The sequence below is a fragment of the Streptomyces sp. NPDC048604 genome (assembly GCF_043199435.1).
Lineage (GTDB): Bacteria > Actinomycetota > Actinomycetes > Streptomycetales > Streptomycetaceae > Streptomyces.
This window is the reverse complement of sequence record NZ_JBICVX010000001.1, coordinates 550,718-563,747: the sequence shown is the minus strand read 5'-3', so window position 1 is coordinate 563,747 and position 13,030 is coordinate 550,718. Positions and strand designations below refer to the sequence as shown.

Annotated in this window: 14 protein-coding genes; 5 read left to right on the top strand and 9 right to left on the bottom strand. The window is 73.0% G+C overall.

The features are described from left to right. Positions 1 to 118 precede the first annotated feature (118 nt). Positions 119 to 529, top strand: coding sequence for a VOC family protein (locus tag ACGFMM_RS02730; protein ID WP_393642433.1), 411 nt, complete (start codon positions 119 to 121; stop codon positions 527 to 529). 10 nt (positions 530 to 539) lie between these two features. Here ACGFMM_RS02730 and ACGFMM_RS02725 read toward each other — a convergent pair whose 3' ends face one another. The 5 genes from ACGFMM_RS02725 to ACGFMM_RS02705 all read right to left on the bottom strand — a co-directional run bounded on the left by ACGFMM_RS02725 (position 540) and on the right by ACGFMM_RS02705 (position 6,131). Next, positions 540 to 1,301 carry an SDR family NAD(P)-dependent oxidoreductase gene (locus tag ACGFMM_RS02725; protein ID WP_393642431.1) on the bottom strand — a complete coding sequence of 254 codons (762 nt, stop codon included), beginning with the start codon at positions 1,299 to 1,301 and terminating at the stop codon, positions 540 to 542. Positions 1,302 to 1,435: 134 nt separating this feature from the next. After that, entirely contained in the window at positions 1,436 to 2,020 is a 585-nt protein-coding gene (locus ACGFMM_RS02720; RefSeq protein WP_393642429.1) for a TetR family transcriptional regulator, read from the bottom strand. Between the two features lie 63 nt (positions 2,021 to 2,083). Continuing rightward, complete coding sequence (gene nirD, locus ACGFMM_RS02715) at positions 2,084 to 2,416, bottom strand: nitrite reductase small subunit NirD (protein WP_393642427.1); 333 nt, start codon at positions 2,414 to 2,416, stop codon at positions 2,084 to 2,086. Next, complete coding sequence (nirB, locus tag ACGFMM_RS02710; RefSeq protein ID WP_393642425.1) at positions 2,416 to 4,938, bottom strand: nitrite reductase large subunit NirB; 2,523 nt, start codon at positions 4,936 to 4,938, stop codon at positions 2,416 to 2,418. Before nirB ends, nirD begins: the two co-directional genes overlap by 1 nt. After that, positions 4,938 to 6,131 (bottom strand): NAD(P)/FAD-dependent oxidoreductase, encoded by a 1,194-nt coding sequence (locus ACGFMM_RS02705; protein ID WP_393642423.1) that lies wholly within the window; start codon positions 6,129 to 6,131, stop codon positions 4,938 to 4,940. Before ACGFMM_RS02705 ends, nirB begins: the two co-directional genes overlap by 1 nt. Before the next feature lie 141 nt (positions 6,132 to 6,272). On the opposite strand from ACGFMM_RS02705, the gene ACGFMM_RS02700 reads away from it, so the two are divergent. After that, positions 6,273 to 7,058 carry a TSUP family transporter gene (locus ACGFMM_RS02700; protein ID WP_393642421.1) on the top strand — a complete coding sequence of 262 codons (786 nt, stop codon included), beginning with the start codon at positions 6,273 to 6,275 and terminating at the stop codon, positions 7,056 to 7,058. A 37-nt stretch (positions 7,059 to 7,095) separates the two neighbouring features. On the opposite strand, the gene ACGFMM_RS02695 is transcribed toward ACGFMM_RS02700, so the two are convergent. From ACGFMM_RS02695 to ACGFMM_RS02685, 3 genes are all read right to left on the bottom strand, one after another. Further along, entirely contained in the window at positions 7,096 to 7,719 is a 624-nt protein-coding gene (locus ACGFMM_RS02695; protein WP_393642419.1) for a class F sortase, read from the bottom strand. Between the two features lie 174 nt (positions 7,720 to 7,893). Then, positions 7,894 to 8,409 carry a hypothetical protein gene (locus tag ACGFMM_RS02690; RefSeq protein WP_393642418.1) on the bottom strand — a complete coding sequence of 172 codons (516 nt, stop codon included), beginning with the start codon at positions 8,407 to 8,409 and terminating at the stop codon, positions 7,894 to 7,896. Between the two features lie 206 nt (positions 8,410 to 8,615). Then, complete coding sequence (locus ACGFMM_RS02685; RefSeq protein ID WP_393642416.1) at positions 8,616 to 9,374, bottom strand: aminotransferase class IV; 759 nt, start codon at positions 9,372 to 9,374, stop codon at positions 8,616 to 8,618. 88 nt (positions 9,375 to 9,462) lie between these two features. Between ACGFMM_RS02685 and ACGFMM_RS02680 the strand changes: the two genes are divergently transcribed. The 3 genes from ACGFMM_RS02680 to ACGFMM_RS02670 are packed head-to-tail and all read left to right on the top strand — an operon-like array spanning position 9,463 to position 10,925. Then, positions 9,463 to 10,095 (top strand): NADPH-dependent FMN reductase, encoded by a 633-nt coding sequence (locus tag ACGFMM_RS02680; protein WP_393642414.1) that lies wholly within the window; start codon positions 9,463 to 9,465, stop codon positions 10,093 to 10,095. Between the two features lie 60 nt (positions 10,096 to 10,155). Next, positions 10,156 to 10,482: a divalent-cation tolerance protein CutA gene (gene cutA, locus ACGFMM_RS02675; RefSeq protein WP_393642412.1), complete on the top strand. Its 327-nt coding sequence runs from the start codon at positions 10,156 to 10,158 to the stop codon at positions 10,480 to 10,482. After that, positions 10,479 to 10,925, top strand: a complete 447-nt coding sequence (locus tag ACGFMM_RS02670; protein WP_393642410.1) for a gamma-glutamylcyclotransferase family protein — start codon at positions 10,479 to 10,481, stop codon at positions 10,923 to 10,925. The genes cutA and ACGFMM_RS02670 overlap by 4 nt, the downstream gene beginning before the upstream one ends. On the opposite strand, the gene ACGFMM_RS02665 is transcribed toward ACGFMM_RS02670, so the two are convergent. Further along, complete coding sequence (locus tag ACGFMM_RS02665; protein ID WP_393642408.1) at positions 10,873 to 13,008, bottom strand: molybdopterin oxidoreductase family protein; 2,136 nt, start codon at positions 13,006 to 13,008, stop codon at positions 10,873 to 10,875. The genes ACGFMM_RS02670 and ACGFMM_RS02665 overlap by 53 nt on opposite strands. Positions 13,009 to 13,030 lie beyond the last annotated feature (22 nt).

Genomic DNA, 13,030 nt, shown 5'->3' with positions numbered 1-13,030 from the left:
CCAACTTCCGGGAAGTTTTCTCCGGAAGGCCGATGAGTTCCGCCCGGCCCCCCCGTCTACCCCTTCGACAGCGTGACACCAGGGCACGCGGGACGAGCGAGAAGAGAGAGACAGCGCCATGACTCAGATGATCTTCGTCAACCTGCCGGTCAAGGACCTCGACGCGTCGAAGGCCTTCTGGAGCAAGGTCGGCTACTCCTTCAACCCGCAGTTCACCGACGAGACCGCCGCCTGCATGGTCATCAGCGACACGATCTTCGCGATGCTGCTGACCGAGGCGAAGTTCAAGGAGTTCACCAAGCCCGGCAAGGAGATCGCCGACGCGTCGAAGACGAGCGAGGTGCTCGTCGCGCTGAGCGCCGAGAGCCGGGCGAAGGTCGACGAGCTGGTGGACGGGGCGCTGGCCGCCGGAGCCACGGACGCGAAGGAGCCGATGGACTACGGCACGATGTACGGCCGCTCCTTCACCGACCTCGACGGCCACCACTGGGAGGTCATGTGGATGGACCCGGCCGTCGTCGAGGGCTGAGCCCGCCGCGTCAGGCCGAGGTGCCGCCGTCGATCACCAGGTCCGTGCCGACGACCGACCCGGCGTCGTCCGAGGCCAGGTACAGCACGGCCGCCGCGACCTCCGCGCCCGACGAGATCCGGCCCAGCGGGGACTCCGTCTTCATCCGGACCTCCCGCTCGGCCTCGGTCTCGCCCGGATTCAGCGACATCGTGGACTCGGCCGCGCCGGGGCTGACCGCGTTGATCCGGACGCCCTCGCCGATGTGGTCGAGCGCGGCGGCCCGGGTCAGGGCGGCCACGGCGGCCTTCGACACCTGGTAGCCGACCAGCCCGGGGAACCGGACGTGGGCGCCCAGGTTCGAGGCGACGTTGACGATCGTCCCGCCGCCGTGCGCCCGCATATGGGCGATCTCGGCCTGGAGCGAGTTCAGGACGCCGGTGACGTTGGTGTCCAGCAGGGCCTGCCAGTCGTCCAGCGCGAAGTCCGCGGTCGAGGCGCCGCCGCGGAAGATGCCGGCGTTGTTCACGGCGACGTCCAGACCCCCGAACGTCTCCACGGTCCGGCGGACCAGCTCCTTGGTGTCCTCGGCGCGGGACACGTCGGCGGCGACGGCGACGGCCGTGCCGCCGGCCGCCCCGATCAGCGCGACCGTCTCCTGCAGGGTCGCGGCGGTGCGCCCGGAGACCACGACGCGGGCCCCCTCGGCGGCGAGGGCGAGCGCGGTGGCGCGGCCGAGGCCGGTGCCGGCGCCGGTGACGAGGGCGGTGCGTCCGGTGAAGCGTGCGGACATGAGAGGGTTCCCCTTTTCTTGACCGTGCATTTTTCTTGACCGTGCGTTCCAGAATGAGGGCCGAAGAAAAGGCGCCGCGAAGCGCCTTCTCCTGAGGTCGGTTCCCTGGGGTCGGTTCCCTGAGGTCGGTGCGATCAGTCGAGCAGCGCCAGGGCCTGTTCCGCCGCGTCGTGGACTCGTGCGGGATCGCTCGACGCCTTGCCGACCACCCGGATGCCCTGCAGCATCACGCCCAGCATCCGGGCGAGGGTCTGCGGATCGCGGCCGGCGGGCAGTTCGCCGCGGGCCCGGGCCCGGACCAGGGCCGTGTGGAGCAGGGTCTCGAGGTGCTCCCAGCTCCGCTCGACCCGCCGGGCCAGCACCTCGTCGTGCGGGCCGAGTTCGGCCGCGGTGTTGGTGACGAAGCAGCCCGCGAACCGGACCTCGTCCGACCCCGCCTCGGCGGCGAACCGCCGCACCAGGCCCCGTACCGCGTCGAGACCGCTCTCCGGTTCGGCGAGCTCGGCGGTGAGGGCCGGGCCGGTGGCCCGGGTGTAGCGGTCCAGCGCCTTCAGGTACAGCTCCTGCTTGTTGCCGAAGGTCGCGTAGATGCTGGCGCGGCCGATCCCGAGGCGCTCGACGAGGTCCGACATCGTCGTCGCCTCGTAGCCGCGCGACCAGAACAGTTCGAGCGCTGCCTGGAGCGCGGCGTCCGGATCGAATTCCTTGGTCCTGGCCACGCGTTCAAACCTACGACGTTCTGGAACGGTCGGTCAAGTAGCCGCCGGGTGGGCGGAGTTCGCTCAGACCGTCCGCACCGGGTAGACCGCCACCGACACCTCGTCGTCGTCCAGGCACTTCCCGGTCTCCAGGTCGAAGCGCTGCTTCAGCAGCGGGGAGGCGACGAACGGCCGCCCGCCCGCCGAGCCGAGCAGGCCCCGGGACAGCACCTGCGCCCCGGTGAACGGGTCGCGGTTCTCGATCGCGTACGGCCGTCCGGCGCGGTCCACGAACAGGGCCGCCTGCCGGCCGTCCGGCAGCAGGGCCGCCACGCCCCGGCCCGGCGTCAGACGGGAGGTCTCGCAGACCGGCATCCAGGCGTCGGCGGTGGTGTCGTGGGAGAGTTCGATCTTCATCAGGCAGAGGCTCCTTCCAGGCGGGTGGTTCCGAGGGTGAGGACCGTCAGGTCCGGCTTGATCTGGTCGCGCTCCGGCACGAACCGCACCGACGGGTCCGGCGCGTCCGGGGCGTTCACGAAGGAGACGAACCGGCGCAGCCGCTCCGGGTCGTCCAGGGTCTGCGCCCACTCGTCCTGGTAGTCGGCGACGTGCGCGGTCATCAGGGCCTCCAGCTCGTCGCAGAGCCCCAGCGAGTCGTGCACCACCACGTCCCGGAGGTGGTCGAGCCCGCCCTCCAGACGCTCCAGCCAGGTCGAGGTGCGCTCCAGGCGGTCCGCGGTGCGGATGTAGAACATCAGGAACCGGTCGATCAGCCGCACCAGTTCGGCGTCCGACAGGTCCTGCGCGAGCAGGTCCGCGTGGCGCGGGATCGCGCCGCCGTTGCCGCCCACGTACAGGTTCCAGCCGCTGGCCGTGGCGATCACGCCGAAGTCCTTCGACTGCGCCTCCGCGCACTCGCGGGTGCAGCCGGAGACCGCCGACTTGAGCTTGTGCGGCGAGCGCAGGCCCCGGTAGCGCAGCTCAAGCAGGATCGCCATCCGCACCGAGTCCTGCACGCCGTAGCGGCACCAGGTCTGCCCCACGCAGGACTTCACCGTGCGCAGCGACTTGCCGTACGCGTGCCCCGACTCGAAGCCCGCGTCCACGAGGCGGGTCCAGATCGCCGGCAGCTGGTCCACCCGGGCGCCGAACATGTCGATCCGCTGACCGCCGGTGATCTTCGTGTAGAGCCCGAAGTCGCGGGCCACCTCGCCGATCACGATCAGCTTCTCCGGGGTGATCTCACCGCCCGGGATGCGCGGCACGACCGAGTACGAGCCGTTGCGCTGCAGGTTGGCCAGGTGGTGGTCGTTGGTGTCCTGCAGGGCCGCCTGCTCGCCGTCCAGGATGTAACCGTTGTTGAGGCTGGAGAGGATCGAGGCCACGGTCGGCTTGCAGATCTCGCAGCCCTCGCCGCCGCGGGCCTCCTCACGGCCGTGCGAGTCGAGCAGCGCCGCGAAGGAGGTCAGCCGCAGGGTACGGGCGATCTCGTAGAGCTCGCTGCGGGTGTAGGAGAAGTCGCCGCAGAGCCCTTTGTCGGTCTTCTCCGGCAGCAGCTTCTCGATCACCTTCAGGCAGCCGCCGCAACCGGTGCCGGCCTTGGTGCACTTCTTCACCTCGGGCAGCGTCGTGCACTCGGTGATCGCGTGCTTGGTGACGTTGTGGCAGGAGCAGATCACCGCGTCGTCCGGCAGCGCCGACGGGCCCAGCGCGACCGGCGCGCCCGCCCCGGCCGGCAGCACCAGCTGCTCGGGGGAGACCGGCGGCACCGAGCCGGTCAGCGGGCGCAGCAGCCCGTACGACTCGGCGTCGCCGACCAGGACACCGCCGAGCAGCACGCCCTCGGAGTCGACCACGAGCTTCTTGTAGATGCCGGAGCGGGAGTCGGAGTAGACGACGTCCAGGCAGCCCTCGGCCGTGCCGTGCGCGTCGCCGAAGGAGGCGACGTCCACACCGAGCAGCTTCAGCTTGGTGGACAGGTCCGCGCCGGTGAAGCCGTCGCCGGCCTCGTCGGCGATCGCCGCGGCGGCGGTCTGCGCCATCTCGTAGCCGGGCGCGACCAGGCCGTACACCCGGCCGTCCGTCGCCAGCGCGCACTCGCCGATCGCGAACACGGCGGGGTCGGAGGTGCGGCAGTGCGCGTCGACGGCGATGCCGCCGCGCTCGCCCACGTCCAGGCCGCAGTCCCGGGCCAGCTGGTCGCGGGGCCGCACGCCGGCGGAGAACACGACCATGTCGGTGGCGAGTTCGGAGCCGTCCGACAGCTTCATGCCGGTGACCACGCCGTCCTCGGTCACCACCTCCTGGGTGCCGGTGCCGGTGTGGACCGTCAGCCCCATCTGCTCGATGGTGCGCAGCAGCGCCGCGCCGCCGCCGTCGTCGACCTGCACCGGCATCAGGCGCGGGGCGAACTCGACGATGTGGGTGTCCAGGCCCAGGCCCTTGAGCGCGCCCGCCGCCTCCAGGCCGAGCAGACCGCCGCCGACGACCGCGCCGGTCGTCGCGGTCTTCGCGTACTCCTCGATGGCGAGCAGGTCCTCGATCGTCCGGTACACGAAACAGCCGCGCGCGTCCTTGCCGGGCACCGGCGGCACGAAGGGGAACGAGCCGGTGGCCAGGACCAGCGAGTCGTACGCGAACACCTGCCCGGAGCGGGCGGTGACCGTACGGGCGGCGCGGTCGACGCTCTCCGCCGGGTCGCCGACGTACAGCTCGATGCCGTGCTTCTCCATGAAGCCGGCCTCGACCATGGACAGGTCGTCGGGCGTCCGGCCCGAGAAGTACGAGGTCAGCTGGACGCGGTCATAGGCCGGCCGGGGCTCCTCGCAGAGCACCACGACCCGGGCCGCCTCGGTGACGCCCCGGTCCGCGAGCGCCTCCAGGAACCGCTGGCCGACCATTCCGTGGCCGACCAGGACGATGGTGGGGGTGTGCGTCATCAGGAGCCTCCGTCATGGGTGAGCAGGTGGAGCAGGGGAGCGTCCGGCAGGGCCTCGTCGCCCTCCCAGGCCCGGGCGAGCGTGCCGACCGAGGCGAGATCGCCGAGGAGGACTCCGCCGACGAGGCGGTCGCCGCGGACGACGACCTTCCGGTAGGCCCGCCGGGTGGCGTCGGTGAGCTGCACGACGTCGTCGCCGGGCCGGGCGGTCGCGTCACCGAAAGCGGCGAGGTCGAGCCCGTCGGGCCCGGAGAGGGTGAGGCGGGTGAGTGCGCGGGTGCCGGTGTAGGCGGGGCGGGCGGGCGCCACTCCGGACAGGACGTCGGCCAGGACGTCCGCCTGTTCCAGGGCCGGGCCCGCCAGGCCGTAGACCCGGCCGTCGTGTTCCGCGCAGTCGCCGATCGCGTGGATGTACGGGTCCGAGGTGCGCAGTTCGTCGTCGACGACGATGCCCGTGCGGACCTCCAGGCCCGCCTCCCGCGCCAGGGTCACCCGGGGGCGGACCCCGCAGGCCAGGACGACGACCTGCGCGTCCAGGACGAAGCCGTTCGCCAGCTCGACCGCCGTGACCGCGCCGTCCCGCTGCCGCAGACCGCTGACCCGGCACTCGGTGTGCACCTCGACGCCGAGGGACTCCACGTGCTCCTGGAGCAGCGCCGACGCCTGCGCGTCGAGCTGGCGCTCCATGAGCCGCTCGCCCTGCTGCGCCAGCATCACCTCGGCGCCGCGGGCCGCGAGGGCGCGGGCCGCGGAGACGCCGAGCAGCCCGCCGCCGATGACCACCGCCCTGCCCCCGGGCCGTACCAGGTCCCGCAGCTCCAGGCAGTCGTCGAGGGTCCGGAAGGGGTGGACGCCCGCCGGCAGCTGCGAGCCGCGCAGACCGCGCAGCGGCGGCAGCACCGGGTTCGAGCCCGTGGCCAGGACCAGCCGGTCGTACGGGACGGTGGAGCCGTCCGCGCACTCCACGAACCGCGCCGCCCGGTCGATCCGCACCGCCCGCACGCCGCGCCGCACCGGCTCCCGGGCGGCCGGCAGCGCGATGACCTCGGGCGCGTACCGGCCGGCCAGGACGTCGGCGAGCAGCACCCTGTTGTACGGTGCGTGCGGCTCTTCGCCGAGCAGGGTGACGGGCAGGCGCTGGGCGAGCCGGGCGCCCGCCGTTCCGCCCCCGACCACCACGATCCGTGTACTCATACCCGGAAGAGTGCGGGGCCGGTGTTACCCGTCGGCATCCCGACTGTTTCCCGTACGGAACGCTGACCTCAGTGCGCGGGACACCCGGGTGTGAGGTCGTGGCACGCAGTGCCGCAGATGTCAGCAGTTAGGGTCCTGATCATGCCTGACATATCGCTGACCACCCTCCTCCTCCTCCTCTGCGCCGCCGCCCTCGTCGCCGGCTGGATCGACGCGGTGGTCGGCGGGGGAGGCCTCGTGATGCTGCCGGCGCTGCTGCTCGGCCTGCCGAACCTGCACCACACGTACGCCCTCGGCACCAACAAGGCGCTGGCGATCGTCGGCACCTCCGGAGCCGCGGTCACCTACGTGCGCAAGGCCCCGGTCAACGTCGGGACGGCGGTGAAGGTCGGGCTCGCGGCGGTCGGCGGCTCCACGGCGGGGGCGTTCTTCGCGGCCGGGATCGACGAGGCGGTGCTGCGGCCGCTGATCATGGTGGTGCTGGTCGGCGTCGCCGCGTTCGTGATGCTCAGGCCGTCCTTCGGGACGCGGCCGCAGGAGCAGCGGCGGGAGCTGACGCGGGCCCGGGTGGTCACGGCGATCCTGCTGGTCGGCGGCGGGATCGGCTTCTACGACGGCATGTTCGGACCGGGCACCGGCACGTTCCTGGTGCTGGGGCTGACCGCGGTGCTCCACCTCGACCTGGTGACGGCGTCGGCCACCGCGAAGATCGTGAACGTCTGCACGAACGCGGGCGCGCTGGCGATGTTCGCCTACCAGGGCACGGTGCTGTGGCAGCTCGCGGCGATCCTCGCCGCGTTCAACCTGGCGGGGGCGATGATCGGGGCGCGGATGGCGCTGAGCAAGGGCGCGGAGTTCGTCCGCGGGGTGCTGCTGTTCGTGGTCTTCTCGCTGGTCGCGAAGCTCGCCTTCGACCAGTGGGCCTGACCGGCCGGAGCCGACGGCCGGGGCCTGACCGGCCGGCTCAGCGCACCCCGATGAGGTGCGCGAAGGCGACCACGTTGCCCTGGTAGCCGCCGGACTTCTTGTCGAAGCCGCCGCCGCAGGTGATGACGCGGAGTTCGGCGCGGCCGCGGTCGCCGTATACCTTCCGGTCCGGGAAGGCGTCGTTGTCGTACACCTCGACCGCGTCCACGGTGAACACCGCGGTACGGCCGTCCTTCCGCAGCACCTCGACGCGGTGACCCTTCTGGAGCGCGCCGAGCGCGTAGAACACCGCCGGGCCCTGCGCGTTGTCGACGTGCCCGGCCAGGAGCGCGGTGCCCTTCGCGCCCGGCGGGGTGCCGTCGCGGAACCAGCCGGCCAGGTTGGGGTCGGCGGCCGGAGGCACGTCCAGCGTGCCCTGCGCGCCGAGCCCCAGCCGCATCACCGGGGCGTCCACCTCGATCTTGGGGATCCGCAGCCGGACCGGTTCGGACGGCGGCAGCGGGTCCGCGGCCGCGTCGGTGTGGAAGTCGCCGCCCGCGGCGAAGGCCTGCGCGGCGGTGGGGACGGGCGGGGTGACGTCCTCGGAGCCGTTCTGGACCAGCCACAGGCCGACCAGCGCGGCGACCGCTATGCCCCAGCCCTTGCTTCTGTTGCTGCTCACGCTGTCGTCCTCAGGGTCTGGACGGGGTCATGGACAGGGTCATGGACGGGGTCACGGAAGGGGTCGTCGGCGGGCTCGTCGGTGGGGTACGGCCCCGCCCCCGCCGGGCCGTTGCGGGCACGCGGCGGGGGCGGGGCGGGCGGTACGCGGGACGGCCGTTGCCGCCGGTCCCGGCTACCCGTCCTGCGTGCCGCTCGCCCGGCGACGCAGGAGCCAGGCACCGCCCACGACGGCCGCGGCCAGCACCGCCACGCCCGCCGTGACCTGGGCGGTGTCGGGGCCGACGCTGCCCCCGACACCGGTCTTCACATGGCCGCTCGGCTGATGCCCGCCGTGGTGCTTGACCTCGAGGTCGCCGGAGGCCGTCTTGCCGTTGTCGCAGGCCACCGAGATCCCGTAGGTGCCCGGCTTGGTGTGCTCCGGGACGGTGAACTGGCCGACCACGACCTCCTTGTGCGTGCTCGGGTGCAGCTGGAACTCGCCGGCGCCGAGTGAGTTGGCGTCGCCGACGCCGCGTCCCTTGTGGCCGCAGGCGAGCGTGTTGACGGTGACCGTCGTGCCCGGCGAGGCGGTGGCGGGGTTGATCTCCAGCGACTCGACGTCCCCGGCGAGCGCCACGGGTGCGCCGAAGGCGCCGATCGCAACGACCGACAGCGCGGTTGTCGTGAGCAGGCGGGCAGTGGTGCGCATGAGGTCCTCCGGGGCGCGCGACGGTCGGGTGTCCTTGATCCGAGGTAAGGCGCAGCCCGGCGCCCGCGCCTGCTGATGGAGGGTCAGATTACGCCGACGGTGTCGGCGTGTCGGCTTGTCGACCCGGCATCGCCGCAGGTCGGAGGGGGTGTGCTCGTGTTCGTGGCGGCTCTGTCCCGAACGGGTGACAGGGAGCGGGCGGCGCCCTAGTCGAACGGGTCCCAGGGCGCCTGCTCGTACGCCGCCTGCACCCGCGCCATCAGCTCCTCGTCCACCGGGTACGCGACCCGGTCGATCCGGCTCACCGGGGCGATGCCGCGCGAGTTCGTCACCAGACAGGCGCGGAACGACGGCAGGTCCGCCAGCGTCACCGGGCGCGGCACGGACGGCAGCCGGCGCATCAGCAGCGCCATCGTGACGCCGGTCAGATGGGGCGCCGTCGGCCAGATCAGCTGCTCGCCGTCCCAGAACGCCACGTTCGTGATCGCGCCCTCCGCCACCGCCCCGTCCGGTCCGGTCAGCAGGGCCTCGTCGAAGCCCGCGCGGGCCGCCGCCCGCCGGTGGTAGGCCTGCCCGAAGCCGCCCACGTGCTTGAGGTGCGCCGCGGGACGCACGTACGGCACCGACATCAGCAGCTGCGGGGAGGGGTCGTGCACGAACGGCTCGGCCACCGTCACGACGACCGTGTCCTCGAAGCCGTACACCCGCACCGACGCGTCCCGCCGTCCCGCGCCGCGCAGCGCCCCGCTGATCAGCGCGCGCAGACGGGCCGCCTCCAGGCCGGAGCCGAACAGTTCCCGGTGCGCGCCGTCCAGGCGGGCCAGATGCAGCGCCAGACCGCGCGTCCGGCTGTCGCGGACCTGCAGGGCGGTGAAGTGGCCGTACCCGCTCATCAGCGAGGCCGTCGGCGCCGGATCGGGGAGCGGGCGGCCGTCGATCTCGATGTGTACGGGTGCGTTCGTCATGGTTCCACGGTAGGCGGTGCGGGTGATTCCCCCACAGTGTCGGACGGCGCTTGACCTCAAGCAAGGTTGAGGTAACAAGCTCTCCCGCATGGACATCACGACGCCTTCCGCGCAGCTCGCCCCCGCCACCCCTGCCACCGCCCCCGAGCCCCTCAAGCTCGCCCTCGTCATCGGCTCCGACCGGGCCGGGCGCTTCGGGACCGTCATCGCCGACTGGTTCCTCACGCAGGTCGCCGACCGCCCCGACTTCACCGTCGACATCGTCGACGTCGCCGAGCACGACCTGCCGACCGCCTTCTCCCCGAACCCGGACGAGGCCACCCGCGCCGCACTCGCCGAGGTGACGCCCCGGCTCGCCGCCGCCGACGCCTACGTCGTCCTCACCCCCGAGTACAACCACTCCTACCCGGCCGGCCTGAAGAACCTCATCGACCGGCACTTCGGCGAATGGCAGGCCAAGCCGGTCGCCTTCGTCTCCTACGGCGGGATCTCCGGCGGCCTGCGCGCCGTCGAGCACCTGCGGCAGGTCTTCGCCGAACTGCACGCCGTGACCGTCCGCGACACCGTCTCCTTCACGAACGCCTGGACCCAGTTCGACGGGGAGGGGACACACCGGGACCCGGCCGCGGTCGAGGCCGCAGCCAAGTCCCTGCTCGACCAGCTCGCCTGGTGGGGGCGCGCCCTGAAGGACGCCAAGTCCCGGGTCCCGTACACGGGGTGAGGGGAGGAGGCGGCCGCGCGTACGGTGAGGGTCCGTACCCAGTCCCGATCGGAGAGCGCCGTGCCGCCCCTCGCCCTGACCGTGCTCACCACCACCGACAGCGCCGAGAAGGCCGGGGCGCTGGCCCGGGGCGCGGTCGAGGCGCGCCTCGCCGCCTGCGCCCAGGTCTCCGGGCCCGTCACGTCGGTCTATCACTGGAAGCAGGCGGTGGAGACCAGCGAGGAGTGGCAGGTCCTGTTCAAGACCACCGAGGACCGCTACGAGGCCCTGGAGACGCACCTGCTGGCCGCCCACGACTACGAGACGCCGGAGATCGTCGCCACCCCCGTGGTCCGCGGCTCCGCGGCCTATCTGGAGTGGATCGCCGCCGAGACGGTCGCCCGGTGACCGCTGAGCAGCTCCCGTTCTTCGTCTACGGGACCCTGCGCCCCGGCGAGGTCAACCACGACCTGTTCCTGCGCGGACGCGTCACCGCCGAGGAGCCCGCCCGACTGACCGGCGCGCTCCTGTACGACGGCCCCGGCTACCCCTACGCGGCCCACGGCGACGGCCGGGTCGCCGGCGAGCTGGTGACCGCCGCGCCCGGCGCGTACGCCGAACTGCTCGTCGTACTGGACCGCCTGGAGGACTACTTCGGCCCCCGCCACCCGCGCAACCTGTACGAACGGGAGCGGCGCGAGGTGCTGCGGCTGCGGGACGGGGCGACCGTCCCCGCCTGGGTGTACTTCGCCGCCCCTGCCGCGCGGCTCGGGCCGCTCATCGGGGGCGGCGACTGGCTCACGCGTCCCCGGGCTCCCCGGCCCGCTCCAGACGGACCGCGCACACCTTGAACTCCGGCATCCGCGAGACGGGGTCGAGAGCCGGGTTGGTGAGCGTGTTCGCCCGGCCCTCGCCCGGCCAGTGGAACGGCATGAAGACCGTGTCCGGGCGAATGGCCGCGGTGATCCGCGCGGGGGCCACCGACCGGCCGCGCCGCGAGACCACCGCGACCCGCTCGCCGTCGGCCACCCCCAGCCGTGCGGCGAGCCGCGGGTGCAGTTCCACGAAGGAGCCCGGGGCGGCCGCGTTGAGCTCGTCCACCCGGCGGGTCTGCGCCCCGGACTGGTACTGCGAGACCACGCGGCCGGTGGTGAGGACGACCGGGTACTCGGCGTCCGTCTCCTCGGCGGCGGCGCGGTGCACGACCGGCACGAACCGGGCCCGGCCGTCGGGGGTCGCGAAGCGGTCGAGGAACAGGCGCGGGGTGCCGGGGTGTTCCGGCGCGGCGGCGCCGGCCCGCGCGGTCTCGTCGGGGTCCGCGGGGCAGGGCCAGAAGACGCCGTTCTCCTGCTGGATACGGCGGTAGCTGATGCCGGAGTAGTCCGCGGGGCCGCCGGCCGAGGCGCGGCGCAGCTCCTCGAAGACCTCCTCCGGGTCCGTCGGGAAGCCCTTCTCCCAGCCGAGCAGGGAGGCCAGCCCGTTCATCACCTCGAGGTCGCTGCGGACCCCGGCGGGCGGGGTGATCGCCTGCCGGCGCAGCAGCACCCTGCCCTCCAGGTTGGTGGTGGTGCCGGTCTCCTCGGCCCACTGCGTCACCGGCAGGACCACGTCGGCGAGTTCCGCGGTCTCGGACCGGACCACGTCGGCGACCGCGAGGAAGTCCAGCGAACGCAGCCGCTCCTCGATGTGCCCGGCCCGCGGCGCGGAGACCACCGGGTTGGAGCCCATCAGAAGCAGCGAGCGCACATCGCCGCCGAGCGCGTCGAGGAGCTCGTACGCGCTCCGGCCGGGTCCGGGCAGCGACTCGGGCGCGACCCCCCACACGCCGGCGACGTGCGCGCGGGCGGCCGGGTCGTCGAGCTTGCGGTAGCCGGGCAGCTGGTCGGCCTTCTGGCCGTGCTCGCGGCCGCCCTGGCCGTTGCCCTGGCCCGTGAGGCAGCCGTAGCCGGAGTACGGGCGTCCGGCGCGGCCGGTCGCCAGGCACAGGTTGATCCACGCGCCGACGGTGTCCGTGCCCTTGGACTGCTGCTCGGGACCGCGGGCGGTGAGGACCATGCCGGAGGGCGCGTCGCAGAACATGTCGACGACCGCGCGCAGCTGCGGGACCGGTACGCCGGTGATCCGCTCCACGTGCTCGGGCCAGTGCGCCATCGCGCCGGCCCGCGCGGCCTCCCAGCCGTCGGTGCGGGACGCGACGAACTCCTCGTCCACCCGCCCCTCGGCGACGACCAGGTGCAGCAGGCCCAGGGCGAGCGCCAGGTCGGTGCCGGGGCGGGGCGCGAGGTGGAGGTCGGCCTGCTCGGCGGTACGGGTGCGGCGCGGGTCGACGACGATCAGCTTGCCGCCGTTCTCCTTCAGCTCCGTGAGGTAGCGCAGCGCCGGCGGCATGGTCTCGGCCAGGTTGGAGCCGACGAGGATCACACAGCCGGACTTCGGGATGTCGGCGAGCGGGAACGGCAGCCCGCGGTCGAGACCGAAGGCCCTGTTGTGTGCGGCCGCCGCGGACGACATGCAGAAACGGCCGTTGTAGTCGATCTGCGAGGTGCCGAGCACCAGCCGGGCGAACTTGCCCAGCAGGTACGCCTTCTCGTTGGTGAGACCGCCGCCGCCGAAGACCCCCACGGCATCCGGACCGTGATCGGCGCGGGTCCGGCGCAGCCCGTCGGCGACGGCGGCGAGGGCCTCCTCCCAGGTGGCGGGTTCGAGCCGGCCTGTGTCAGGGCATCGGACCAGGGGCTCGGTCAGCCTGACCCGGGAGGAGAGCACGGCCGGGGCGGTGCGGCCCTTGCCGCACAGCGCGCCCCGGTTGACCGGGAAGTCCGTCCGTTCGACCACCTCGACGGGCAGCTCCGGCGCGCCCGTCGGGCGGAGCGACATGCCGCACTGCAGGGCGCAGTAGGGGCAGTGGGTGGCGGCGGTGGTGACGTCGGACATGTCTGTCAGGGTGCGACGGCCG

What these genes read in the sequence shown, in the direction of transcription:
- ACGFMM_RS02730 (WP_393642433.1), top strand. Translation starts at nt 119, where the DNA reads ATGACTCAGATGATCTTCGTCAACCTGCCGGTCAAGGACCTCGACGCG.
- ACGFMM_RS02725 (WP_393642431.1), bottom strand. Translation starts at nt 1,301, where the DNA reads ATGTCCGCACGCTTCACCGGACGCACCGCCCTCGTCACCGGCGCCGGC.
- nirD (WP_393642427.1), bottom strand. Translation starts at nt 2,416, where the DNA reads ATGAAGATCGAACTCTCCCACGACACCACCGCCGACGCCTGGATGCCG.
- nirB (WP_393642425.1), bottom strand. Translation starts at nt 4,938, where the DNA reads ATGACGCACACCCCCACCATCGTCCTGGTCGGCCACGGAATGGTCGGC.
- ACGFMM_RS02705 (WP_393642423.1), bottom strand. Translation starts at nt 6,131, where the DNA reads ATGAGTACACGGATCGTGGTGGTCGGGGGCGGAACGGCGGGCGCCCGG.
- ACGFMM_RS02700 (WP_393642421.1), top strand. Translation starts at nt 6,273, where the DNA reads ATGCCTGACATATCGCTGACCACCCTCCTCCTCCTCCTCTGCGCCGCC.
- ACGFMM_RS02690 (WP_393642418.1), bottom strand. Translation starts at nt 8,409, where the DNA reads ATGCGCACCACTGCCCGCCTGCTCACGACAACCGCGCTGTCGGTCGTT.
- ACGFMM_RS02685 (WP_393642416.1), bottom strand. Translation starts at nt 9,374, where the DNA reads ATGACGAACGCACCCGTACACATCGAGATCGACGGCCGCCCGCTCCCC.
- ACGFMM_RS02680 (WP_393642414.1), top strand. Translation starts at nt 9,463, where the DNA reads ATGGACATCACGACGCCTTCCGCGCAGCTCGCCCCCGCCACCCCTGCC.
- ACGFMM_RS02665 (WP_393642408.1), bottom strand. Translation starts at nt 13,008, where the DNA reads ATGTCCGACGTCACCACCGCCGCCACCCACTGCCCCTACTGCGCCCTG.